At 69.4% G+C, this 22,456-nt stretch carries 25 protein-coding genes; 7 read left to right on the top strand and 18 right to left on the bottom strand.

Translation table 11 applies throughout. The features are described from left to right. Positions 1-200 (bottom strand): TCP-1/cpn60 chaperonin family protein (locus ACGFNP_RS27530; RefSeq protein ID WP_308016158.1); only part of this gene is annotated, 200 nt, incomplete at its 3' end. A 216-nt stretch (positions 201-416) separates the two neighbouring features. On the opposite strand from ACGFNP_RS27530, the gene ACGFNP_RS27535 reads away from it, so the two are divergent. Both ACGFNP_RS27535 and ACGFNP_RS27540 read left to right on the top strand, forming a co-directional pair. Further along, a complete protein-coding gene (locus ACGFNP_RS27535; protein ID WP_358313829.1) occupies positions 417-1,010 on the top strand; it encodes a TetR/AcrR family transcriptional regulator in 594 nt (197 codons plus the stop codon). Between the two features lie 92 nt (positions 1,011-1,102). Continuing rightward, entirely contained in the window at positions 1,103-1,528 is a 426-nt protein-coding gene (locus tag ACGFNP_RS27540) for a nuclear transport factor 2 family protein (RefSeq protein WP_393323679.1), read from the top strand. Positions 1,529-1,630: 102 nt separating this feature from the next. Here ACGFNP_RS27540 and ACGFNP_RS27545 read toward each other — a convergent pair whose 3' ends face one another. The 7 genes from ACGFNP_RS27545 to ACGFNP_RS27575 all read right to left on the bottom strand — a co-directional run bounded on the left by ACGFNP_RS27545 (position 1,631) and on the right by ACGFNP_RS27575 (position 6,709). After that, positions 1,631-2,050 carry a hypothetical protein gene (locus tag ACGFNP_RS27545; protein ID WP_393323682.1) on the bottom strand — a complete coding sequence of 140 codons (420 nt, stop codon included), beginning with the start codon at positions 2,048-2,050 and terminating at the stop codon, positions 1,631-1,633. 118 nt (positions 2,051-2,168) lie between these two features. After that, positions 2,169-2,954, bottom strand: a complete 786-nt coding sequence (locus ACGFNP_RS27550) for a hypothetical protein (RefSeq protein ID WP_393323685.1) — start codon at positions 2,952-2,954, stop codon at positions 2,169-2,171. A 78-nt stretch (positions 2,955-3,032) separates the two neighbouring features. Continuing rightward, positions 3,033-3,218 (bottom strand): hypothetical protein, encoded by a 186-nt coding sequence (locus tag ACGFNP_RS27555; RefSeq protein ID WP_393323688.1) that lies wholly within the window; start codon positions 3,216-3,218, stop codon positions 3,033-3,035. An 86-nt stretch (positions 3,219-3,304) separates the two neighbouring features. Further along, entirely contained in the window at positions 3,305-3,658 is a 354-nt protein-coding gene (locus ACGFNP_RS27560) for a carboxymuconolactone decarboxylase family protein (RefSeq protein WP_358313815.1), read from the bottom strand. Then, positions 3,655-4,494, bottom strand: a complete 840-nt coding sequence (locus ACGFNP_RS27565) for an NAD(P)-dependent oxidoreductase (protein WP_393323692.1) — start codon at positions 4,492-4,494, stop codon at positions 3,655-3,657. The genes ACGFNP_RS27560 and ACGFNP_RS27565 overlap by 4 nt, the downstream gene beginning before the upstream one ends. Next, on the bottom strand, positions 4,491-5,228 hold the full coding sequence (locus tag ACGFNP_RS27570; protein WP_393323695.1) for an SDR family oxidoreductase: 738 nt from the start codon (positions 5,226-5,228) through the stop codon (positions 4,491-4,493). Before ACGFNP_RS27570 ends, ACGFNP_RS27565 begins: the two co-directional genes overlap by 4 nt. Then, a complete protein-coding gene (locus ACGFNP_RS27575) occupies positions 5,225-6,709 on the bottom strand; it encodes an aldehyde dehydrogenase (RefSeq protein WP_393323698.1) in 1,485 nt (494 codons plus the stop codon). The genes ACGFNP_RS27570 and ACGFNP_RS27575 overlap by 4 nt, the downstream gene beginning before the upstream one ends. Before the next feature lie 23 nt (positions 6,710-6,732). On the opposite strand from ACGFNP_RS27575, the gene ACGFNP_RS27580 reads away from it, so the two are divergent. Next, positions 6,733-7,404, top strand: a complete 672-nt coding sequence (locus tag ACGFNP_RS27580; RefSeq protein ID WP_358313805.1) for a hypothetical protein — start codon at positions 6,733-6,735, stop codon at positions 7,402-7,404. A 28-nt stretch (positions 7,405-7,432) separates the two neighbouring features. Here the strand turns inward: ACGFNP_RS27580 and ACGFNP_RS27585 are convergent, their stop codons facing one another. Genes ACGFNP_RS27585 through ACGFNP_RS27610 form a run of 6 tightly spaced genes read right to left on the bottom strand, consistent with a single transcriptional unit; the run spans position 7,433 to position 12,032 of the window. Next, entirely contained in the window at positions 7,433-7,984 is a 552-nt protein-coding gene (locus ACGFNP_RS27585; RefSeq protein ID WP_393323702.1) for a hypothetical protein, read from the bottom strand. A 4-nt stretch (positions 7,985-7,988) separates the two neighbouring features. Next, positions 7,989-8,183: a ferredoxin gene (locus tag ACGFNP_RS27590; protein WP_219539621.1), complete on the bottom strand. Its 195-nt coding sequence runs from the start codon at positions 8,181-8,183 to the stop codon at positions 7,989-7,991. Beyond that, the gene (locus ACGFNP_RS27595; protein ID WP_393323704.1) at positions 8,180-9,490 is read right to left on the bottom strand and encodes a cytochrome P450; all 1,311 of its coding nucleotides are present in this window, start codon (positions 9,488-9,490) and stop codon (positions 8,180-8,182) included. Before ACGFNP_RS27595 ends, ACGFNP_RS27590 begins: the two co-directional genes overlap by 4 nt. Further along, positions 9,487-10,260, bottom strand: a complete 774-nt coding sequence (locus tag ACGFNP_RS27600; protein WP_393323707.1) for an SDR family oxidoreductase — start codon at positions 10,258-10,260, stop codon at positions 9,487-9,489. The genes ACGFNP_RS27595 and ACGFNP_RS27600 overlap by 4 nt, the downstream gene beginning before the upstream one ends. A 14-nt stretch (positions 10,261-10,274) precedes the next feature. Beyond that, entirely contained in the window at positions 10,275-11,462 is a 1,188-nt protein-coding gene (locus tag ACGFNP_RS27605) for a cytochrome P450 (protein ID WP_393323710.1), read from the bottom strand. Between the two features lie 3 nt (positions 11,463-11,465). Then, positions 11,466-12,032 carry a TetR/AcrR family transcriptional regulator gene (locus ACGFNP_RS27610; RefSeq protein ID WP_393323713.1) on the bottom strand — a complete coding sequence of 189 codons (567 nt, stop codon included), beginning with the start codon at positions 12,030-12,032 and terminating at the stop codon, positions 11,466-11,468. Between the two features lie 82 nt (positions 12,033-12,114). Between ACGFNP_RS27610 and ACGFNP_RS27615 the strand changes: the two genes are divergently transcribed. Beyond that, a complete protein-coding gene (locus tag ACGFNP_RS27615) occupies positions 12,115-13,242 on the top strand; it encodes a PQQ-dependent sugar dehydrogenase (protein ID WP_393323716.1) in 1,128 nt (375 codons plus the stop codon). Here ACGFNP_RS27615 and ACGFNP_RS27620 read toward each other — a convergent pair. Next, positions 13,202-13,537, bottom strand: a complete 336-nt coding sequence (locus ACGFNP_RS27620) for a carboxymuconolactone decarboxylase family protein (protein ID WP_358313783.1) — start codon at positions 13,535-13,537, stop codon at positions 13,202-13,204. The two genes, ACGFNP_RS27615 and ACGFNP_RS27620, sit on opposite strands and share 41 nt — an antisense overlap. Positions 13,538-13,811: 274 nt before the next feature. On the opposite strand from ACGFNP_RS27620, the gene ACGFNP_RS27625 reads away from it, so the two are divergent. Both ACGFNP_RS27625 and ACGFNP_RS27630 read left to right on the top strand, forming a co-directional pair. After that, positions 13,812-14,459, top strand: a complete 648-nt coding sequence (locus tag ACGFNP_RS27625) for a hypothetical protein (RefSeq protein ID WP_358313780.1) — start codon at positions 13,812-13,814, stop codon at positions 14,457-14,459. A 10-nt stretch (positions 14,460-14,469) separates the two neighbouring features. Next, positions 14,470-17,448, top strand: coding sequence for an AAA family ATPase (locus ACGFNP_RS27630; protein ID WP_393323721.1), 2,979 nt, complete (start codon positions 14,470-14,472; stop codon positions 17,446-17,448). Between the two features lie 36 nt (positions 17,449-17,484). On the opposite strand, the gene ACGFNP_RS27635 is transcribed toward ACGFNP_RS27630, so the two are convergent. Further along, the gene (locus ACGFNP_RS27635) at positions 17,485-18,036 is read right to left on the bottom strand and encodes a hemerythrin domain-containing protein (protein WP_358313774.1); all 552 of its coding nucleotides are present in this window, start codon (positions 18,034-18,036) and stop codon (positions 17,485-17,487) included. A gap of 151 nt (positions 18,037-18,187) precedes the next feature. Here ACGFNP_RS27635 and glnII point away from each other — a divergent pair, with 151 nt between their 5' ends. Continuing rightward, positions 18,188-19,207 (top strand): glutamine synthetase, encoded by a 1,020-nt coding sequence (gene glnII, locus ACGFNP_RS27640; protein WP_358313772.1) that lies wholly within the window; start codon positions 18,188-18,190, stop codon positions 19,205-19,207. Positions 19,208-19,272: 65 nt separating this feature from the next. On the opposite strand, the gene ACGFNP_RS27645 is transcribed toward glnII, so the two are convergent. Next, positions 19,273-20,589 carry a CehA/McbA family metallohydrolase gene (locus tag ACGFNP_RS27645; RefSeq protein WP_358313770.1) on the bottom strand — a complete coding sequence of 439 codons (1,317 nt, stop codon included), beginning with the start codon at positions 20,587-20,589 and terminating at the stop codon, positions 19,273-19,275. Between the two features lie 107 nt (positions 20,590-20,696). Next, a complete protein-coding gene (locus ACGFNP_RS27650; RefSeq protein WP_393323726.1) occupies positions 20,697-22,232 on the bottom strand; it encodes an aldehyde dehydrogenase family protein in 1,536 nt (511 codons plus the stop codon). Positions 22,233-22,456: the final 224 nt, after the last annotated feature.

Genomic DNA, 22,456 nt, shown 5'->3' on the forward strand with positions numbered 1-22,456 from the left:
TCCCACGGGTCCTCGAGCTCGATCTCCTTGGCGATGGACACGCCATCGTTGGTGATCGTGGGAGCGCCCCACTTCTTCTCCAGCACGACGTTGCGACCCTTGGGGCCCAAGGTCACCTTGACGGCGTCGGCCAGCTGGTTCATGCCGCGCTCGAGACCGCGCCGGGCGTCCTCGTCGAAGGCGATCATTTTCGAAGCCATTGCTGCTCCTGCTCTTGATGGGGGCTGCCGGGACGGCGCCCGCGACGGACGGTCTCCCGGCAGGTCAGCGACCCGCCGGCGGACCTCACCGCCCCGGCACACGCCTTGCGGTTGGCACTCTCCAGGTGTGAGTGCCAGGCGTCTCATCGCACTTTACCCACAACTTGCGTGACACGCACATAGTGCATGGCGCGCAACATCGGATAGAGTCGACCCATGAACGACGACGCCATGGACCTCCGGGCGCGCAACAAGCAGGCCACCAGGGAGGCGATCAGCCACGCCGCGCTGCGCCTGGCCATCGAGCAGGGCCCCCACGGGCTGGCCCTGGTGCGCGTCCACGACATCGCCACGGCCGCGGGGGTCTCATCCCGTACCTACAACAACTACTTCTCCAGCAGGGGGGAGGCGATCTGCGCCTTCCAGGCCGACCAGGCCCGCCGCGTGGGGCAGGCGCTGCGCTCCCGGGCCGCCGACGAGCCGCTCGACCAGGCCGTCATCGCGGCCGTGATCGAGATCTTCACCGACCCCGAGCCCGACAAGGCCGGCCTGCGCATGATCATGTCGACGCCCGAGCTGGAGGGCGAGGCGCTGAAGGCGTTCACCATGGCGGAGGGCCCGCTCGCCGAGGCGATCGCGGCGCGCACCGGCACCGACCCCGGCCGCGACCTGTTCCCCGCCGTCACGGCCGCCGCGGTCGCGGGCGCCATCCGCGTGGCGGGGCGGCACTGGCTCGAGCCCGGCAGCACCGAATCCTTCGCCGGCACCCTGCGCCGCGCCCTGTCCTGCGTCTTTCCCGCCGCGCGGTGACTCGCCAAGCCGGTCACTTCTAGCCGTCGGTACGAGATTCGCTTACCTGGCAGGTAATCGACAGGCCGCGTCAGGGTCGAAAGGGTAGCGGTATGACTTCTGACGCCCATGGCACCCGTGACATCGTGGAAGCACTGCTAGGCCGAATCGCCGAGGGCGATGTCGACCGTGTCGCCGAGTTGTTCGCCGAGCCGATCGACTGGCGGCTCGACTGGCCGGCTGAGGGGCATCCGGCCGTGCCGTGGATCCGCCCGCGGTCGAGCCGGGCCGATGTGGCGGACCATTTCCGGTCGCTGGCCGCTCATCACGTGCCCGAGCTGAACGGCACGTCGGTGGCGCGGATCCTGGTCGATGGGGCGGACGCCGTCGTCCTCGGGGAGATCGTGCAGACGGTGAAGGCCAACGGCGCCGCCTACAGCTCACCGTTCGCGCTGCATCTCACCGTCGAGGACGGACTCATCACCCGGTACCACATTTACGAGGACAGTCTCACGGTCGCGCGGGCCCTCACCGCTTGAGCGACTGGAAGGAAAACCGAATCCGGCGGCCGCCGTGGGGCAGCCGCCGGATGTCGTCAGCAAGAATTGCTTAGCGAATAGAGCGCTTAGCGAATACGGCGATTAGTAAATGCGGTACTTACGGCCGCAGTTGTCGAGCTTGCCGGCCCAGCAGGTGAAGGTGTAGACCTTCTTGATCCCGCGCCCGCTCCAGGTGCCGACGACCTTGCCGTCCCAGGAGCGGTTGAACTTGTGCCAGCCGCCGTTCTTGTAGTATTCGAACCACACCCAGGCGCGCTTGCCGCCCACCTTGTCGACGCCGTGCCACTCCGTGACGACGATGCCGTTGCGCTTGCCCGTCTGGCCGAAGGTGTACGCCTTGCGGTCGCTGGAGAAGAACTTGCCCCAGTTGTGGACAGAACCAGTGGACGCCGCGGCGACGGCCGTCCCCGCCTGGGTGGCGGCCTGCGCACCGGGCGCGAGGGCGATCGCGCTGACGGCCATGGAGCCGGCCAAGAGGGTTGCTGCAAGGGTCTTACGCATGGGTTTCCTCCCCGTTCGAGTGCACCGGTCTGCCCGGCAACAGGGACACTACGAAGATCCGTCACCCTGTTCTGTGCAGGAGTGCACACATACGAGGTGATCAGCGCCACACGCGGTCTTACGCCACCTTTGAGGAGGGGGCCGTCCAGGTGTTGCACGAGCCCGGGTCGCCGGTGGCGAAGCCGCGCTTGTACCAGGCGACGACGTTGGCCTTCTTGCCGTACCAGCGCGCCTCACCGGGAGCGTCACCCTCGACCATGCTCAGCAGATACGTCCAGTCCTTGGTCGTCCTGCCCTTCAGCGGCCAGACGCTCTTGAGGAACGCGGCGCTGAAGCACTCGTTCTGGAGACTCTGGCGCCGGGCCAGTTCGCGGGTCTCGGTTTTGCCGCTGGACGGCACCGCGTCATAGGCGTCGGCGATTCCGACCAGCTTCATCACATGCCACCCGTACATGTAGCTGACGGTGTTGAACAGCCACAGGTCGGAAGGGTCGTCGAGCCACGTCTTGCCGAGCTGGAAGACCAGCTCGCCTGTCTTGCCGCAGTAGCGGGCCGTGGAGTCTTCCTTCTCCGTCTCCCTGGTGCCGCAGTACGTCTTGGGGAGCTTGCTCACGTACCGCACCTTGACCTTGCTGAAGGGCAGGTCGGCGCCGGTGAGGTGCTGCTCCCAGGTGGACTCGAGGCAGGCGATCACCGCGTCGACGTAGGCGCGGGCCGACTTGCGATCGTTGCGCTTGACCGGCGGCTCCTCGCAGGTCGTGGCAGGCAGCGCGCCGGCCTCGTAGAGCGGGTTGGCGATCAGTTTGGGGTGTTTGACGGGGGTCGCCGTCGTCGCGGCGGTGGCCGTGGTGGATAAGGAGAGCATCGACGCGGCGGTCAGCGTCATGATCAGAAGTTTTCGCACGAGGGATGACAATAAGGCCGCGCCCGCGTCTGAGGAAACAGGGTTTCGCCGGTCGCCTCATTCGGGCGACCGATTTTGTCACCCCGGACTGGCCTCATTCATGCGCTCCTTGGTCCAGTAGGACGAGATGTCCTGCGGAGCGCGCGTATTTCGGACCCCTGTCGCGGCCTCTTCGGAGGTGTGACTGCGGAAAATCACGACCACCGTCGCGGCCAGCATGAGGGTGGCGGCGACGGCCAGAATGGCGACGGCCTTACGGCTCATACCGCCATCGTACGACCAAGCGCGGTCACGGCGTCCGGACCCACGTGTTCGCCATTTATTATGCGCCGTCTGAGATATTCAAGATTCTAAACCGACTTCGCGATGAGGGCGTCGATCTGGACGCTGAGACGCGCGCCGAGGGGCCAGCCGATGTAGTGGGTCAGGAAGATGGCGATCTCGCGGAGCTCGTCCGGGGACAGCTCGCCGTTACTCAGCGCGGCCGGCAACTGGATGTCGAGGACGTCGTTGAAACCCCTGCTTGCCAGCGCGCCGATGAGCAGGAGCCGCCGGTCGCGCATGGACAGGCCGGGCCTGGTCCAGATCTCGGCGAAGAGGTGGTCGACAGTGATGCCGAAGAAGTCGCCCGGCGCGTCGCCGATCTCCCAGCCGTAGACCTGGCGCATCATCTCCAACCCGCGTTCCCGGCGTTCGTCGGTCATGGGATCTCCTTCCGAAGCAGGCCGAGGCCGTCGGCCAGGCGGTCGCGGGCCAGCTCGGCCAGGGGGGTGTCCACGCCGAGGTCGCGGGCCAGCTCCAGCGCCAGGTCCAGGTCCTTCTCGCCGAGAGCCAGTACGTGGCGCATGATCCCGTACAGCGGATCGTCCTCGCCGAGCGGAGCCGTGGTGGCCCGGAGCATGATCGCTCCGGGCCCGCCCGTGACGGCGTCCGAATGCCGGACCACCCGGCCGAGCTTGCGCAGCGAGACCCCGGACGCCTCCGCCAGCCGCTGCGCCTCGGCGGCGGCGGCGAAGGCGACGAAGTGCAGCAGGTTGCGGGCCAGCTTGGCGCGGGTGCCCGCGCCGACCGGCCCCACGTGCAGGACGAGGTCCGCCCACGCCCCGAACGGCCGCTCACAGCGGGCGAACGCGTCGTCGCCGCCGCCGACCATGACCGCGAGCGTGCCCGCCTGCGCTCCCATGAAGCCGCCGCTGACCGGCGCGTCGACGACCTCGATCCCGTACGGCGCCGCCAGCCCGGCGAGCTCCACGGCCGTGCCGGGCCGGATCGTGGAGTGGACGGCGATGACGGTGCCCGGCTCGGCGGCGGGCAGCAGCCCGGACACGACCTCGTGCACCTGGTCGTCGTCGCGCACCATGACGGAGACGAACCGGCTGGCGGCGGCCAGCTCGCCGACGTCCGCCGCGGCCCGCGCCCCCGCCTCCACCAGCGGCGCCATGGCCTCCGGCCGGGTGTCGTAGACGGTGAGGCCGAGGCCGATCAGGTGCCTGGCCATGGGGGCGCCCATCTGGCCGAGTCCGGCGAAGCCATAGGTCATGATCGGAACACCTCGCCGCCGTCGACGTTGAGGATCTGCCCGGTGACCCAGGCGGCCTCGTCGGACAGCAGGAACAGGCACATGCCGACCAGGTCCTGCGGGGTCCCCACTCGCTTGAGCGCCAGCTTGTCCCGGACGATCCGGTCGACCACCCCCGCGGGTACCACCGCGCGGTTGGCCTCGGTGTCGATCGGGCCGGGCGCGATGGCGTTCACCCTGATGCCCATGCCGCCGAGCTCGTGGGCGAGCTGCTGGGTGAGGCCGTTGATCCCGGCCTTGGCCAGGCCGTAGAAGCCGGAGTACTGCCAGGCCGCGGTGGAGGACTGGTTGACGATCGCTCCGCCGCCGCGTCTGGCGAGGTGCGTATGCGCGGCGCGGGCGCACAGGAGGGCGCCGTCCAGGTTCACCGCCATGAACCGCCGGTAGTAGTCCCAGTCGACGGTCAGCAGGAAGTCCAGCCGCATCGTGCCGAAGATCGCGGCGTTGTTCACCAGGTAGTCGATGCCGCCGAACCGCTCCGCCGCCGCGTCGGTCATCCGCTGGACGGAGTCCGGGTCGGACACGTCGGTACGTACGTATAGGCCCTTGATCTCGTCGGCGACGGCGGCGCCCTGCTCGCTGACGTCGGCGACCACGACGCTCGCGCCCTCGGCGGCCAGGGCCCGCGCGTAGACCCGGCCGATGCCCTGGGCGGCTCCGGTGACGATGGCGACTTTTCCCTCGAAGCGCTTCATGACACCCCTTCCGCGATCGACTTGGTCTCCAGGTACTCCTCGAAACCGGCCACACCCATCTCCCTGCCGATCCCCGACTGCTTGTAGCCGCCGAACGGCACGTCGGCGGCGTACCAGACGCCGCCGTTCACGCTCACCGTGCCGGTCCGCAGCCGCCGCGCCACGGCCCGCGCCCGCTCCGGGTCGCCACCGTGGACCGCGCCGGACAGCCCGTACGGCGAGTCGTTGGCCAGCCGGACCGCGTCTTCGTCGCCGTCGTGCGGCAGGATCACCAGCACCGGACCGAAGATCTCCTCCCTGGCCGTCCTGGTCTCGTTGGTGAGTCCGGTGATCAGGGTCGGCTCGATCCAGAAGCCCCGGTCGCGGCCGGCCGGGCGCCCGCCCCCAGCGGCGAACTCACCGCCCTCCTCGACCGCCAGCTTCAGGTAGCCCTCGATCCGGTCGCGCTGGCGGGCGGAGATGACCGGCCCGCACACCGTGCGCTCGTCGCCCGGGTCGCCGGTGCCCAGCTTCCTCATGGTGGCCGCGGTCAGGCGCACGGCCTCGTCGTACCTCTCACGCGGGACGAGCAGGCGGGTGGTCAGCGCGCAGCCCTGCCCGGCGTGGGTGAGCGCGGCGAAGGCCGCGTAGGAGCAGGCGGCACGGAGATCGGCGTCGGCCAGCACGATGAACGCCGACTTGCCGCCGAGCTCCAGGAAGACCCGCTTGAGGCCGTCCGCGGCGGCGCGCATGACCGCGCGTCCCGTGCCGGTCGAGCCGGTGAACGACAGCAGGTCCACCCGGGCGTCGGCGCAGAGCCGGGCGCCCAGTGCGTGGTCGGCGCCGGTGATGACGTTGACGACACCCGGTGGGATGTCCGTCTCCTCCTGGATGAGCACGCCGAGCGCCGCCGCGCACCACGGCGTGTCGGGGGCCGCCTTGAGGACGATCGTGTTGCCCGCGGCCAGTGCCGGGCCGAGCTTGGCCAGGTTGATCTGGTGCGGGAAGTTCCACGGGGTGATCGCGCCGACCACGCCCACCGGCTCGCGGACGACGCGGCGGTCGCTGGCCAGGCCCATGGGCGCGGCCCGGCCGAGGTCCCGTTCCCAGTCGTAGCGCTCCGCGAGGTCGGCGAACCAGCGCAGGTCGGCCACCGGCGTGTCGAGCTGCGCGCCGTACGTCAGGAATCTGGGCGCGCCCGCCTCCGCGATCGTCAGCTCGCGCAGCTCCTCGGCGTGGCGGGTGAGAGCCTCGCTGAGCTGGCGCAGGCAGCGTACGCGCAGGGCGAGGTCGGTGGCCCAGGGGGAGGAGTCGAAGGCGTGGCGGGCGGCGGCGACGGCGTGGTCCAGGTCGGCGGGGGTGGCGTCGGCGGCCTCGCCCAGGACCTCCTCGGTGGCCGGGTCGAGCGTGCCGAAGCGGTGGTCGCCGGGGACGAGCCGCCCGTCGATCAGGAGCGGCGAAGTGGCGCCTGCGCCGAACAAGCGATCGGTTGTTCTGGACACATGTCCAGACTACAGTTCACCGTATGACGGCACGCAAGGACTATTCCGGAGAATTCGATCCGGGCTTCCGCTATGAGGACCTGTCGAAGGAGGCACTGGTCCGTCTCGTCCGGGAGTACGCCTTGATCGTCCATCTGCTCGACCGCTCGACGCTGATCGCGGTCGGCATGCGGTACGGGCAGCGGGTCGTCGAGGAGATCGCCATCCAGGAGTGGCAGGGTGCGAGCCCGATCTACACCGAGCGCATCCGCGAGATCATGCGGATCGAGGGCGACGGCGTGTCGGCCATCTTCAAGTGCCTGCAGCTCGACCCCGGTTTCGCGCAGCACTACATGGACGTCGAGTACGAGCTCGTCTCGGAGACCCACGGGTTCTTCCAGCTCCGCACCTGCGGGGCGCTGCTGGACGTGGAGCCGTTCGGCGAGCGCGCGATCCGCGGCATGTGCCATCACATCGAGGACGGCACCTTCGACTGGACCGCGCAGGCGGTCAACCCGCGCGCCCGGATCCGCCCGGTGCACCGGCCGCCGCGCGTCCCCGGTGACCGCGTCCCGCACTGCCGGTGGGAGGTCATCATCGACGACGAGACCGAGCCCGTGGGGGAGGCCGAGATCACTAGGATGACGCGCGGCACCACGGCGGCCGCCTTCCGCTTCCCACCCATGAAGGACGGCACACCGCACGTGCCCGCCTGACGCGGACGCGGCCCGCGCGGCGTCCGCGTCACCAGATGGAGGCCGGGGCCTGGCCGCGACGGTAGTAGCCGGGGATCGCGGCGCCGGAGGCGGCCCGGTCCAGGCGGCGCTTCATCCCGTCCGACAGCACCCCCGCCTTCATCATCTCGACGAACACCGACGTCACGTTGCCCAGGTCGAACCAGTCCCGCTGCCACGACCACCGGAAGCCGCCCGCGTACCTGAACCGGCTGCCGCCGATCCCCGCCACCTCGTACGCCGTGCCGTCCGGCCGGCGGGCGTCGGCGACCTGCTTCCAGAAACCGACCACCTCGCCGCCGCGGTCGTCGATGAGGATGCTCTGGTACGGGTAGGACCAGCCGTCCAGGCCGCCCATCTCCGAACCGAGGGCCAACTCGCGGATCTCGTCGCGGCCGACGGCCATGAAGTCCTGGTCCGGGCCGACGTTCCAGCCGTAGGTCGCGTCCTCGGTGTACAGCTCGGCCAGCGGGCGCCAGTCGCCGAGCTCCTCGCACCGGCGGTTGGCCGCCAGCCACCGGCGCACCATCTCTTCGAGTTCGTCACGGGGGAAGGCCGGCATGTCGTCACTCCTTAGACGTCGACAGCGCCCGGGTGGGGCAGTAACGGATGGCCGCCTCGACCTGCTCGCGCATCGACTCGGGCGGTGACGGGTCGAGCACGCGGACCTTCCCCTTGCGCGGCACCTCGAAGACCTCGGGCGCCTCCAGCTCGCACATCGCGTGCCCCTGGCACAGGTCCAGATCGGCGACGACCCTCACCGCCGCCTCCGCCGATACCGCACCATGCAGGGCCGGGCGAGCTGGACCACCATCTTGGAATGGTCGTTGCGGTAGGAGCCGGACTCCTGGGCGAGAGCGAACTCCCAGTCGCGCAGCAGCACCGAGAAGATCGCCTTGAGCTGGATCATCGCGAAGTTGGCCCCCACGCAGCGATGCCTGCCCGCCCCGAACGGCACCCACGTCCACCGGTTGACCAGATCCTCCTCGCGCGGCTTGGCATAGCGAGCCGGGTCGAAGGCGTCCGGCCGGGGGAAGTCCGCGGCGATCCGGTTGGAGACGGCCAGACCGCAGCCGACCATCGTCCCCGCCGGGATCCGGTGGCCGAGCACCTCCTGCTCGGACTTGGCCACCCGCAGCAGCAGGATGAGCGGCGGGTGCAGCCGCAGCGCCTCCTTCACCGCCGATTCGAGCAGCGGGATCTCCCGCAGCGCCTGGAAGCTGACCTCCGACCCGTCGGCGTACAGCCCGTCGAGCTCCGCGACGACCTCCCGCAGCACGTCAGGGTGGCGCAGCAGCTCGATCAGCGTCCAGGCCGCGGTCCCCGAGGTGGTGTGGTGCCCGGCGAACATCATCGAGATGAACATCCCGGTGATCTGGTCCGCCGAGAACCTGCCCAGCGACATCAGCACGTCGAGCAGGTCCCGGTCCTCACCCGCCGGACCCGAGCGGGTGGCCATGATGCCCTCGACCAGCGTGACGAGCTGGGCGCGGGCCGCGTCGCGGCGGCGGAAGCTGTCGATGTCGGCGTACGGGTCGACATAGGCCAGCGCGTCGGTGCCCTGCTCCAGGTCGTGGTACAGCTCGGCGAAGCGCCGGTCCAGCTGCTCACGGAACCGCTTGCCGATCAGGCACGCCGAGGAGGTGTAGATGGTCAGCTCGGCGAACCAGTCGAGCAGGTCGATCTCCCCCTCCTCCTCCCATGACGCGACCATCCGCTCCACCTCGGCGGCGATCGTGGCGGCGTGCCCCTTGAGGAAGGAGCCCTTCAGCGCCTGGTTGTGCAGCGCCTCGCGGCGCTGCTCGGGCGTGGCGTCGAAGACGACGCCCTCGCCGAAGATCGGCGTCATGAACGGGTACGCCTCGGCCTGGTCGAGCTCCTCGTCCGGGGCGCGGAAGAAGAACTCGTTGGCCTCGGCGCCCGACAGCAGCACCACCGGCCGCCCGGCCAGCCGGAACTCGCCGACCGCGCCGCACTCCTCGCGCACCCGCCGCATCAGTGCGATCGGGTCGGTACGCAGTTCCGCCAGATGGTCGGGGCCACCGGAGACGAGCATCGGCTCTCTCATCGCACCTTCGCCTCCGGCTGGACCTCCACGAGCGTCAGGTGGGTGCCGCGGGGCGCCTCGACGACGACGGCGATCGCGGCGGCGACGTCCTCCGGCCGGAGGAAGTACGGATGGCGGGCCAGCCCCCACTTGACCCACTCCTCCAGGACCTCACCGGTGGTCTCGGCGTCCCAGCCCATGCCCATGCCGGTCATCGTCGGGCCGGGCCGGACGATCGAGGCGCGCACCCCGGTGCCCTCCAGCTCCATCTGCAGCACCCTGGCCATGCCCTCGATGCCGTTCTTGGCCGCCACGTAGGCGCCCATCCGGGTGCGCGGTGAGCGTACGACGTCGGAGGAGACGAGCACGACGTCCCCGCGCCCGCGTTCGACCATGCCGGGCACGACGTGCGAGACCAGGCGGTGCGCGCCGACCAGGTGCACCCCGACCTGGGCGGCGAAGCCCGCGGAGTCCAGCTCGTGGACCCGTTCCGCGCTCAGGTCGCCGGCCCCGCTGACCACGATCTCGGGAGCGCCGAGCGCGTCGGCCGCGGCCGAGACGAAGCGCTGGACCGAGTCGGACTCGGCCACGTCCAGCGCGTGGGCGAACGTCTCCGCGCCCTCCTTACTGAGGGCATCGGCGAGTTCGCGGCATTTGTCGGCCCGGCGGGCGCCGAGGGCGACCGGGTGGCCCTTGGCGGCGAGCAGGGCGGCGGTGGCGGCGCCGATCCCGGAGGAGGCTCCGGCGACCAGCGCGGGGCGGCGTAGCGGGTGCGGTGCGAAGCGCGGCATGGGCGGCCCAATCGCTAGGCGGCGGAAACGGAGACGGGCAGTGCGGCGAAGCCGCGGACGTTGACCGAGTGCACGCGCGCCACGCCGCCCTCGTCCACGTCGTAGTGGCGGACCCGCCTGACGAACTCGGTCAGCGCGATGCGGGCCTCCAGCCTGGCCAGGTTCGCGCCCAGGCAGAAGTGCCTGCCCCCGCCGAAGCTGATGAGCTGGGAGGTGTCGCGGTCCAGGTCGTAGCGGTCCGGGTCGTCGAACACGCGCGGGTCCCGGTTGGCCGCGCCGACGAGCAGCAGCAGGCGGTCCCCGGCGGGCACGGTCGTGCCGTACAACTCGGTGTCGGTGGCGACCGTGCGGGCCAGGATCTGGCTGGAGGCGTCGAAGCGCAGCGTCTCCTCCACCCAGTCGGTGACCCGGCCCGGATCCCGCATGGGCTTGGCCAGCTCGGCGGGATGGCGCCAGCCCCAGTACAGAGCGTTGGCCAGCAGCTTGGTGGTCGTCTCGTTGCCCGCCACCACCATCAGGAACAGGAACGCCACGACCTCCTCCTCCGCCAGCCGGTCGCCGCCCTCCTCGGCGGCCAGCAGCGCGGAGGTGAGATCGCTCCCCGGTCTGGCCCGCCGCTCGGTGACCAGGTCCTGGTAGTAGCCGATGAGCGTCAGCGCCGCCTCCATCCCGGCGACCGGGACGTCGAACAGCCCGTCCTCACGGTGCATGACCAGGTCGGCCAGGCGCCGCAGCTCGTCCCGGTCGGCCTCGGGGACGCCCATCAGCTCGCAGACGACGTCCATCGGCAACCGGCCCGCGAAGTCGGCGACGAAGTCGAAGTCGCCACGCGCCACGGCGGGCGCGAGATGGTGTTCGGTCAGGCGCAGGATGCCGCCTTCGAGCTCGCGCACCCGGCGCGGGGTGAAGCCCTTGGCGACCAGGGAGCGCATCCGGGTGTGCGAGGGCGGGTCCAGGGCCAGGAAGGACATCGTCCGGTGCGCGGCCGGCCCCCACGCGCTGGGGTCCAGGGAGACGCCGTTGGCGTTGGAGAAGCGCTGGTGGTCGCGGAACGCGCCGGCCACGTCGGAGTGGCGGGAGACGGCCCAGAAATCCAGGTCGTCGCTGCGGTAGAGCGGGGCCTCCTCGCGGAGGCGGGCGTAGATCGGGTACGGGTCTTCGTGGACGGCGTAGTCGTAGGGGCTGTATAAGAGCGGGTCCACGGGCTACCTCACGATCAGCTCGGCGACTTCCGCCAGGCGGTCGGCGGTCTCGGTGTAGGAGATGTAGCCCATCCCGGCCTGGACCAGCGCGCCCGCGTAGGCGATCTCCAGGGCGTTGAGTACCTTGCGATCGGCGGCCGGGCCGAGCGCGGTACGCAGCCGCCGGCGGATGCTCAGCCCGATGCGCAGCCGCAGCTCCTGGACGTCGGGGTCGGTGCCGAGCATGGCGGTGGTGCACGCGGCGGCCAGGCGCGGCTCGTCGGCGACCAGCAGGGCGATCTCCCGGAGCGCGGTGATCACCTGGCCCGCCTCGCCGGTCGTCTCGATCGGCGGCAGGGCGTTGAGCCGGCGCCAGAACACCTCGGTGACCAGGTGGTTCTTGGAGGAGAAATAGGTGTAGGCGGTCGCCGGGGCGACACCCGCCCTGCGGGCCACGTTGCGGACGGTCAGCCCCTCGAAGCCGCTCTCGCGCACCTCCTCGACCGCCGCGTCGGTCAGCCGCCGCACGGTGTCGGCCTGCCGCCGGTTCAGCCGCCGCCGGGTGGACTCTGTCACGACATCGCTGGACACATGTCCAGACGATAGTTCAGCAGGTGTCCTCCGGCAAGGCGATAGTTATCCAGGTTTGGGATGGCATGGAAGGATAGGCGGCGTGCGCCGCGCCCTGTCCGTGTTAGCCGTCACGCTCACCGCATGCTCGGCCGCCCAGCCCCCGATCCCGTCCGCTACGGGCTCGCCCGGTCCCGTCGTGAGTCAGGACAGTCCCGCGCCGACCCCCGGCAAGCTGCGCTTCACCAAGCTCGCCGAGCTGGCCAAGCCCGTGGCGTTCGCCGTACGGAAGGGCGACCGGCGGCTGTACGTCGCCGAGCAGGGCGGCCGGCTGAAGACCCTCGACGGCGACACGATCGTGAACCTGTCGGGAGAGGTCAGCGGCGGCAACGAGCAGGGCCTGCTCGGCGTGGCCTTCCACCCGTCGGGCCGCTGGCTCTACCTCGACTGGACCGACGCGAGCGGCGACACGCACGTGACCGAATGGGCGTACGACGGCAAGAAGGCCACCCGCAGGCGTGACGTGCTGACCCAGGACCAGCCCTACGCCAACCACAACGGCGGGCAACTGGCCTTCGGCCCCGACGGCCACCTCTACATCGCGCTCGGCGACGGCGGCAGCGGCGGCGACCCCCACCGCAACGGCCAGAACCTCGGCACGCTGCTCGGCAAGATCCTGCGCATCGACCCGCGCGGCACGCCGTACAAGATCCCCGACGACAACCCGTTCGTCGGCAAGGAGGGCGCGCGGACCGAGATCTGGGCGTACGGCCTGCGCAACCCCTGGCGGTTCGGCTTCGACCGCGACAACGGCGACCTCTGGATCGGCGACGTCGGGCAGGACCGGTGGGAGGAGGTCGACTACCAGCCGGCCGGATCCGAGGGCGGCGAGAACTACGGCTGGAACCTCCGCGAAGGCGACCAACCCTTCAGGGGCGGCAAGGGCCGCGAGCTCACCGACCCGGTGATCACCTACCCGCTCCACCAGGGCGGCAACTGCTCGGTGATCGCCGGCTACGTCTACCGAGGGGGCAAGATCCCCTGGCTGCAGGGTCAGTTCCTGTACGGCGACTTCTGCGCGGGGTGGGTCAAGGCCGCACCCGTCGACGAGCTGGACAAGGAGGCCAAGGTCGGGCAGGTCGAGCAGCTCTCGTCATTCGGCGAGGGGCTGGACGGGGAGCTGTACGCGCTCAGCCTCCAAGGTCCCGTCTACCGGATCGATCCCGCCTGACGCGTTCGATCAGATCCTCGACCTGGTTGTTCAGCTGTGACCCGCGAGTCCAGCCCGCGTAGTGGGTGAGGAACACCACGACCTCCCGCAGCTGACTCTCATCCAGGTCGCCCGCGCGCAGCGCGGTGTCGAGCTGGACCTCCACCTGTTCGTCAATGCCCTGCCCGACGAGCAGGCCGAGCAGGAGCAGGCGGCGCTCTTTGACCGAGAGGGCACCGCGCGACCAGATGTCGGCGAACATCCGCTCCGCCATCATGCCGAAGCTGTCCACAGTCTCCATGGCCGGTTCTGTCATTGTCCGCTCCGGGTAGCAGGGATCCTTCTATCTTTCGCTACTTTGCCGGTCGAACCAATGGGGGGACGCCAACGTTGTACGGGCGTCCGCACAAGAGCCCGCATCCGATCTGTGCGGATCTGTAACAACTGAAGCCAATGTACGGCCAAGATTTGGTCAAGATTTTACACCGTGCACTCGGCCTCATTTCACATGAAAACGGGCAGAACAACTCCGTTGGTCCGTAAAGCGGAGGTAAGCCCAGGTGAAAAAGACACGGGCTTGGATCGCGCTCATGACCGCGATCTTCATGCTGTCAGCGTGCGGGCAGCCTGAGTTCACCTACGTACGCGACAGGGAAGGCACCACCTACTTCAAGGTGCCCTCCTCCTTCAGTCAGCTCAACACCGAAGCCATCGAGCTCTACCTGACCGGCGACCATCCGAACTCGGAGGCGGCCCGGCTGCGGCGCCAGCAGGTCTGGTCCACGGCCTTCGACCAGTCGGCGCAGCCGTCCGTCGAACACCTGCTCAGCTCAACGGATCCATTCGTCTACGCCACCGTGCACAAGCTCACGGACGAGCAGCGGAACACGATCTCGCTGGACCGGCTCCGCGACTTCATCCTGCCGGTGACCGGGCAGGTCCGCACGCTCTACGAGGCCAAGGCGGCTCAAACGGGGCGGCAGCCGCTGTTCAAGGGGTTCGAGCTGATCAGCGATCAGATCCTCCAGCTCGACCGCGGCGCCAGGGGAGTGCGGGTCCGCTTCAACTACCAGATCGGCGCCGACGTCCAGACCTTCGACCACACCGCCATCCTCGACGAGCAGGCAGCCACGGTCTCCGTGATGCTCATCGGTTGCCAGTCCATCTGCTTCCGAGCGCGCTCGGCTGAGTTCGACAAGATCGAGCAAACCTTCAAGCTGCTCCGGCTGCCCGGATGAAGGAGCACCATTGACCACGACCACGCATCACAGCGGGCTGCGCGCGCCCGGAAGCGGCCCGGCTGATCCCGAAGCCATGACCAGGAAGAAGATGCCGTTCTGGGCCCGGAGCAAGTTCCTCATCGGGCTGGTCCTCGCCTTCTTCGTTCTCACCTGGAAGGTGATGGCCGACTTCGAGGGCATCGTGTCCTTCGGCGAGGCCATGCGCGCCATCGCGTACGCCTATCAATGGATTTTCTGGCTGCTGGGCGTCGAGGCCCTGCGGCAGTTGCACTTCTTCGTCAGCGAGCGATGGTCGGCTTACCACCGCTTCTGGAGCCAGGGGGTCTTCGGCGGGTTCGAGCGGTGGTCCCACCGGCGGTTCGACGACTGGACCAGGTATCGTTTCGCCCTCGCCGCCAAGATCATCTTCTGGGTGGTGCTGATCGCGCTGGTACTCGGCGCGGTGCTCGACACCAGCCCGCTGCTCGCCCTGTTCAGCGCGCCCGCGCTGATCTGGAAGGCGATGCCGTTCCTGGTCCAGATCGTGTTCCTGTTCTTCGTGGTCATCATCCAGTTCGTCGGCCTGTTCTGGTTCCTGTCCAGAGGCGGCGTGGAGACGTACTTCCCCGATGACATCAAGACCCGCTTCTCCGACGTCTGGGGACAGGACCACGTGGTCGAACGGGTTCAGGAGAACATCGTCTTCCTCGAACGGCCCGACGAGATCGAGAAGCGCGGGGGCTACGTGCCCAGCGGCCTGCTGCTGTGGGGGCCGCCGGGCACCGGCAAGACGCTGATGGCCGAGGCGGTGGCCGGCGAGACCGGCAAGCCGTACGTGTTCGTCGACCCCGGCGCGTTCACGAACATGTTCATGGGCATCGGCATCCTCAAGGTCAAGACGCTCTTCAGGAAGCTGCGCAAGCTCGCGCTCAGGTACGGCGGGGTGATCGTCTTCTTCGACGAGGCCGACTCGCTCGGCAAGCGCGGCCGGCTCGCCCAGCAGGGCCCGCCGGGGCAGGGCGGGGGCTTCTCCGGCTGCCACGGGGTCAACTACCTGTCCGAGGAGAGCCGCTCGGTGCTCGCCTTCCGCGCCCGGCGGGAGGTGGCGGAGCCGGCCACCCGCAACCGCTTCTTCATGGGCGGCGGCGGTGGCATGAACAGCGGTGACCCGGGCACCCTGCAGGCCCTGCTCACCGAGCTGTCCGGGCTCAAGAAGCCGCGCGGGTTCTTCAACCGCCTGATCAGGCGGCTGCTCGGGATGCGCCCCAAGCCGCCGCCCAAGTTCCGCATCCTCGTCATGATGGCCACCAACCGGCCCGACGCGCTCGACGAGGCCCTGCTGCGGCCCGGCCGCATCGACCGCATCTACAAGGTCGGCTACCCCTCCAAGGCCGGACGGGTCCGTACGTACCAGGGCTATTTCGACAAGGTCGACCACGAGCTGACCGAGCAGCAGATCGACAAGCTCGCCACCATCACCCCCTACGCGACGGGCGCCACGATCAAGGACCTGGTCAACGAGTCGCTGATCACCGCGATCCGCGACGGCCGCGAGGTCATCTCCTGGTCCGACGTACTGCGGGCCAAACGGCTCAAGCAGCTCGGCCCGCCCGAGGACGTCGAGTACATCGAGCGGGAACGGCACGCGGTGGCCGTGCACGAGGCGTGCCACGCCGTGGTGGCCTACGTGACCCGCTTCCACCTGGAGATCGACATCGCCACGATCGAGAAGGGAGCCGACTACCTCGGCATGGTCGCCTCGATCAAGCCCGAGGACCAGTTCACCCGGTGGAAGTCCGAGTACGAGGCCGACATCATGGTCTCGCTCGCCTCCCTGGCCGGGGAGCGGATGTTCTTCAGCGAGGACAACTCCTCCGGCGTCTCCGGCGACCTGCACTCGGCGACGTACCTGACCGCGCTCATGGAGTCGTACTGGGGGATGGGCTCGGGCGTCACCTCGCTGCCCGCGCTGCAGGAGCTGGAGATCCACGGCGGCAAGGCGATGCCGCGGCGCGGCGGCGGTGGCGGGCCCATCGGCATCACCGAGCGGGAGCCGAGCCGGGGTCAGCCCGAGCTGGCGCCCGACGTGCTGGGGGAGCGGATCGAGTTCAACCTGGTCCGGCTGCTGGAGAAGACCGAGCGGCTGCTGGAGGAGCATCGCAGGGATGTGCTCTGCCTCGCGCACGCGCTGGAGACGCACAAGACGCTCAACGGCGATGACGTGGTGGCGATCATCGAGCGGGCGGCCGGGCCGCTCATCGACGGCACGATCTACTCTTCCGACGAGCTGTACCAGGAGCTGGAGGAGTACCACCGCGACGCGGCCAGGGCACACAAGGAGCACAGCCGGATCGAGCGCGACCTGCCCGGCCACGTGGAGGAGGAGCCTGCCCACCAGCCCAACGGCCAGACCGCGAGTCGGCCGAATGGCCAGCCCGTTGGTCAGCCAGGTCAGTCCGGTGGTTGGCGCGCAGGGCCGGTTTTCCAGCCTGGGGTCGCCGAGCCGGTGGGGACTGTCGTGTCCGCCGAGCCGGTCGTGGTGACCGCTGAGATCGTCGCCGGGCCCACCGCGGTGGTCGCCGAGCCGGGCCGGCCCGAGTTCGTACCGTGGGCTCCCGATCCGACGCCCGTTTACGCGGCGGCGCCACCGCCCCTCCCGGCGGAGCCGCCGCCGCCCCGGCGCCGGACGTGGGTGGTCGTCGCCAGCCTGCTCGCGCTCGTCGTCCTCGCGCTCATCACCGGGCTGGCCCTCACGGGCGCGACCCCGGTCGTCGGGCTGGCCTCGCCCGGACTGCTGCTCGTCCTGTTCGTCGTCGTGGTGGCGGTGATCGTGGGCGCCGGCCTGGCGCTCATCGCCATCAAGGCCGTACGAGCGGCGCAGACCAAGGCGGAACACGAACGCGACCAGGCCCACGCCAGGGCGCAACTGCTTGCCGCCGCGATGGACCCCGACACGGCCATGCGGCTGCTCGGCTACGACGGCAGAGGAACGGACGGGAGGGCCTAGATAAGGACGGGACCGCTCAGACGCGGACGGAACCGCTTAGATGCGCACGTCGAGCCGGCCGATCGGCTCGACCAGCTCCTCCTCTTCGTAGGCGAAGTGCGAGGACAGGACGGCGGACAGCCGCTCGGCCTCGGCCCGTACCTGGTCGAGGCCGGTGTCGCCGGCGACCAGCGCCACGCAGGCCTCGTCGAGCCGGGTCAGCAGCGCGGCGATGACCTCGTGCTCCTCCTTGAGCTTGTCGATCACCGGCCCCAGCGAGTCGTCCCGCTTGAGTATCGCCGGGAACATGGCCTCGTCCTCGATCGTGTGGTGCACGGTCACCAACCGGCAGAAGGTCGCGCAGAACGCGCCCAGCGTCCAGTAGTTCTGACGCATGGTCAGCTGATTGATCATCGACCGCAGCGCGGCGGCGTCGAGGGCGCCCGCGGCGACCTGGTCGAGCGCGTCCCGCACCTGCCGCATCTCCTGGCGGTAGCCGTCATGCACGTCGACCAGATGCCGGCCGAGCTGCCGCTGCGCCGGTGTGAGCGCCTCCGGGTCGTGCTTGGGTCCGCGCGGCCTGCGGGCCTCTTCGAGGTCAATGGTCACTAAATCCCCCTTTGTAACAAATGATCGCATGACCGGGGAATCGGGCGGTCCTACCCGGGTTGATTAACACGACGTTCACATTCGGGCAAAAACCGGGAAACGGTCAGCCGGAAGACTCGGCGTGGCTGTGAGACATCCTGAAAGGACCGACGTGAGCTACAAGGCTGAGTACATCTGGATCGACGGCACCGAGCCCACCGCACTTCTGCGCTCGAAGACGAAGATCCTCGCTGACGGAGCCGAGCCGTCGGTCTGGGGCTTCGACGGCTCCAGCACGAACCAGGCGGAGGGTCACTCGTCGGACCGCGTGCTCCGTCCGGTCTTCACCTGTCCCGACCCGATTCGCGGCGGCGCCAACGTGCTGGTCCTGTGCGAGGTCGAGGAGATCGACGGCGCTCCGCACAAGAGCAACACCCGCGCCCTGCTCCGCCCGATCGCCGAGCAGTTCGCCGACCAGGAGTCGTGGTTCGGCATCGAGCAGGAGTACACCTTCTTCAAGGGCAGCCGCCCGCTGGGCTTCCCCGAGGGCGGCTTCCCCGCCCCGCAGGGCCCCTACTACTGCGGTGTCGGCGCCGACGCCATCTTCGGCCGTGAGATCGTCGAGCTCCACCTCGACCGCTGCCTCGCCGCCGGCCTCGCGATCTCCGGCATCAACGCCGAGGTCATGCCGGGCCAGTGGGAGTTCCAGGTGGGTCCGGCCAGTCCGCTGGACGTCTCCGACCACATGTGGATCGCCCGCTGGCTGCTCTACCGCACGGCCGAGGAGTTCGGCGTGGAGGCCACGCTCGACGCCAAGCCCGCCCGTGGCGACTGGAACGGCGCCGGCGCGCACACCAACTTCTCCACCAAGGCCATGCGCGAGGGTTACGAGCCCATCATCACCGCCTGTGAGGCCCTCGGCGAGGGCGACAAGCCGATGGAGCACATCACCCAGTACGGCGTGGGCATCGAGAGCCGCCTGACCGGCGCCCACGAGACCGCCCCGTGGAACAAGTACAGCTACGGCGTCTCCAACCGCGGCGCCTCCGTACGCATCCCGTGGCAGGTCGAGGTGGAGAAGAAGGGCTACATCGAGGACCGCCGCCCCAACGCCAACGTCGACCCGTACGTGGTCACCCGCCTGCTGGTGAACACCTGCTGCTCGGCCCTGGAGAAGGCCGGCCAGGTCTGACCCCGGTCGTGAAGTGAGACGGAGGAACGCGGGCACCCCCGATGGGGCCCGCGTTCCTCCGTTTCTCACGCCAGGCGGGACTGGTAGACCCTTCGGGCCTCCTGCATGACCGCCAGGTAGTCGGCGCTCACCCGGTCCTTGACGAGCTCTTCCAGCAGTTCCAGCCAGCGCAGGCAGAAGGTCACGTCCTCCTCCCTGGCCACCCGCCGGCTCTCGACGTCCAGATAGACCGGGCTCGTGTGCGCCCGTACCTGGCCGCCGCCCTCGGCGACCGCCACCACGTAGGTCGGCCAGATCACCGTCAGCTCCGCCGTCACCTCGCCGGGCGGCCCCGCGGCCAGCTCGCCGTCGGCGGTCAGCAGCCGTACGTTCTCCACCAGCGGCCCGATCACCCGCCCGATGACCCGCACCCTGCTGCCGGGAGTCAGGTCGAGCGTGGCGCCGGGGCCGTGGCCCTCGACCGACAGCTCAAGGAACGGTCCAGTCGTGGCGAACGTGCGGCCGTGCCGTACCGCGTCGGCGTAGGACTCGGCGGTCAGCCGCCCGTCCACGTGCGCGTACGTGCGTTCGCGCCCGATCGGCCCGAGCCGCTGGGCCGTACCGGCGACGGCGGCGACGCGGTTGCCCGCGCCGATCAGCCTGCGGTAGGCGCGGTCCGAGCCGATCGCCGAACAGAAGCTGTCGACCAGGCCGAGCGCCGCGTCGACCACCGACAACCGGGCGTCGTACTCCGGATCGCCCGCGCCGATGAGCTGCTCGGGCGTCTCGACCGGGCCGTAGAAGGCGTTGGCGTAGCCGATGAGCGCGCCGCGCTCGCGCAGCTTCCGCACCGTGTCGTGGCACCTTTCGGGGCCGAGCGCGTGGTGGGCGAGGTCCACCCGGGCCACGTGCGTCTCGTCCGACCACGGCAGATCGCGGCCCGACCAGTGCTCGACGGCCGCCATGTCCTGCTCGTCGCCCGGCAGCAGGTTGATCACGTGCAGGTCCTCGCCGTGCTGCGAGTCGGCCACCCACCGGGACGGCCGGTTGAGGTGGACGTGCAGGTCACCGCCGTACCAGCCGCGGGCAGCCGCGTCGTAGATGCGCTGCGGCGCCAGCTCGACCAGCGTCTCGCCGTCGCCAGGCACGAGCGTGGTCTCCGCCGAGCCGTACTCCATGCCCCTGGCCGCCCTGATCGTCAGCGGCTCGCGCGGGACGTCGAGCACCAGGTCGTCGCCGTGGAAGTACGGCAGGCCGTCGAGGTCGCGCGCCGGTGGGGTGTCGCGCGGGAACCAGCCTTTGCCGTTGGCGCTCCACACGCTCCAGCGGCAGGGGAAGCCTGCCCGCAGCCGAAGCGTCCGCTTGGTCTTGATCGTCCTTAACGGTGTCGGATCGTCACTCATCGGCTTCTCCCTGTAATCGAAGGCGCCGATATCGTGACACGACCATCACTTGCCGGGAAGCCCGCGCTTCCCGGCAGGGTGGCTTTCTTCCTTCAAGGTAGAAGGATCTAGAGCCGGAAGCTCATATCCGGTGCGATGTCCACGACGTCCATCTGGGCTTTCTGCAGGTGGCCGGAGTGGTCCCAGTTCATCGCCTGCCAGCGGGTGAACTGGTCGAGTACCCAGATACCGGACTGGCGGCTGCCGTTGCCGGACTTGCCGTTGCCGCCGAAAGGCAGGTGCGCCTCGGCGCCGGAGGTGGAGTTGTTGACGCTGACCATGCCGGCGGAGATCCCCTCGCGGAACTTCCACGCGTGCCTGGCATCGGTGGTGTAGATCGAGCTGGACAGGCCGTAGCCGGGCAGGTTGGCCAACTCGATGGCCTCGTCGATGGTCTCGAACGTGGTCACGCCCACGATGGGCCCGAACGTCTCCTCCAGGAACAGCTGGTCGGTGGCCTTGACGCCATCGACCACGACGGGGTGGTAGTAGAGGCCGCCGTCGCCGGTGAAGTCGCGGCGCGGGCTTTCTTTGGAGATTTTTCCGACATTTCCTGACACGACCTGGTGGTGGGGCTGGATCCAGGTCAGGTACTCCTCGTACCGATCCGCGAATTTCTGGTCGAGCAGCGGTCCCGCCAGCACGTCCTGCTCCGGGTCGCCGATCTTGGCGTTCTGTACGGCCTGGGCGAACCGCTCGACGAACTCCGCGTGCACACTCTCATGCACGATGACCGTACCGAGGCTGGTGCAGCGCTGACCCGCCGTACCGAACCCGGAGAACAACGCCCCCTCGACGGCCAGATCGAGATCGGCGTCCGGCATGATCACCATCGGGTTCTTCCCGCCCAACTCCAGGCAGGCCGCCTGCAGGTGCCGCCCGGTGAGCTCCCCGATCTTCCTGCCCACCTCGCTGGACCCGGTGAACCCGACCTTGTGCACCGTGCCCTCCTCCAGCGCCTGCTCCAGCCCCCGGAAGGTCTGGACACCGTCGGCGAACACGATGTTCAGCACCCCGTCGGGCAGCCCCGCGGCGGCGAACAACTGGTACATCGCGTGCGCGGACGCCGCCGCGTACTCGGCCGGCTTCCACACCACGGCATTGCCGCAGAGCAGCGCCGGAACCAGATACCAGGACGGCACCGCGACCGGGAAGTTACCGGCGGTGATCACCGCCGCGACTCCGACCGGGTTGCGGAACGTGAACAGCTTCTTGTCCGGCATCTCCGACGGCACGGTCTGCCCGTACAGGCGGCGACCCTCGCCGAGGAAGAAGTCGCATGTGTCAACGATCTCCCGCACCTCGCCCAGGGCTTCGGCGTACGGCTTGCCGATCTCCTGCGTGACGAGGTGCGCCAGCGCCTCGGCATTGGCCTCGACCAGCCGCCCGATCGACGCGATCACCCGCCCTCTGACCGGGGCCGGAACCTTGGCCCACTCCCGCTGAGCCTCCTTGGCGGTGCGGCAGGCGTCGGCGAAGGTCTGGGCATCGGCCAGGCCGACACGGGCGACGACCTCGGTGATGCGTGCGGGGTTGGTCGATTCGTAGGTGTCGGTGCCGGCGGCATCCTTACCACCCACAACGGAGACGATCTGACGGGTCACCGGTGCCCTCCTCATTCGGTCCTCAACACAGCCAATCATCCCCCAAACGACACCCTCCACCACGCTCAGGCCCACAACCGTGGTCTTCGCTGCGCTCAGGCTGCGTTCCCTGCTTACAAGCACGGTCTTCGCTGCGCTCAGGCAGTGTCTATTGGGGCTGCGCCCCAAACCCCGGCGCGGGGCCCCGGCCCCTCGCACTCCCCGGGGCGTTGACCGTCTGGCTC

The sequence above is a fragment of the Nonomuraea sp. NPDC049269 genome, assembly GCF_043197155.1.
In the GTDB taxonomy this organism is placed as follows: Bacteria; Actinomycetota; Actinomycetes; order Streptosporangiales; family Streptosporangiaceae; genus Nonomuraea.

What these genes read in the sequence shown, in the direction of transcription:
- ACGFNP_RS27565 (WP_393323692.1), bottom strand. Translation starts at nt 4,494, where the DNA reads ATGACCTATGGCTTCGCCGGACTCGGCCAGATGGGCGCCCCCATGGCC.
- ACGFNP_RS27645 (WP_358313770.1), bottom strand. Translation starts at nt 20,589, where the DNA reads ATGAGTGACGATCCGACACCGTTAAGGACGATCAAGACCAAGCGGACG.
- ACGFNP_RS27620 (WP_358313783.1), bottom strand. Translation starts at nt 13,537, where the DNA reads ATGACAGAACCGGCCATGGAGACTGTGGACAGCTTCGGCATGATGGCG.
- ACGFNP_RS27585 (WP_393323702.1), bottom strand. Translation starts at nt 7,984, where the DNA reads ATGCCGGCCTTCCCCCGTGACGAACTCGAAGAGATGGTGCGCCGGTGG.
- ACGFNP_RS27595 (WP_393323704.1), bottom strand. Translation starts at nt 9,490, where the DNA reads ATGAGAGAGCCGATGCTCGTCTCCGGTGGCCCCGACCATCTGGCGGAA.
- ACGFNP_RS27600 (WP_393323707.1), bottom strand. Translation starts at nt 10,260, where the DNA reads ATGCCGCGCTTCGCACCGCACCCGCTACGCCGCCCCGCGCTGGTCGCC.
- ACGFNP_RS27545 (WP_393323682.1), bottom strand. Translation starts at nt 2,050, where the DNA reads ATGCGTAAGACCCTTGCAGCAACCCTCTTGGCCGGCTCCATGGCCGTC.
- ACGFNP_RS27560 (WP_358313815.1), bottom strand. Translation starts at nt 3,658, where the DNA reads ATGACCGACGAACGCCGGGAACGCGGGTTGGAGATGATGCGCCAGGTC.
- ACGFNP_RS27540 (WP_393323679.1), top strand. Translation starts at nt 1,103, where the DNA reads ATGACTTCTGACGCCCATGGCACCCGTGACATCGTGGAAGCACTGCTA.
- ACGFNP_RS27570 (WP_393323695.1), bottom strand. Translation starts at nt 5,228, where the DNA reads ATGAAGCGCTTCGAGGGAAAAGTCGCCATCGTCACCGGAGCCGCCCAG.
- ACGFNP_RS27555 (WP_393323688.1), bottom strand. Translation starts at nt 3,218, where the DNA reads ATGAGCCGTAAGGCCGTCGCCATTCTGGCCGTCGCCGCCACCCTCATG.
- ACGFNP_RS27625 (WP_358313780.1), top strand. Translation starts at nt 13,812, where the DNA reads ATGACCGCGATCTTCATGCTGTCAGCGTGCGGGCAGCCTGAGTTCACC.
- ACGFNP_RS27580 (WP_358313805.1), top strand. Translation starts at nt 6,733, where the DNA reads ATGACGGCACGCAAGGACTATTCCGGAGAATTCGATCCGGGCTTCCGC.
- ACGFNP_RS27535 (WP_358313829.1), top strand. Translation starts at nt 417, where the DNA reads ATGAACGACGACGCCATGGACCTCCGGGCGCGCAACAAGCAGGCCACC.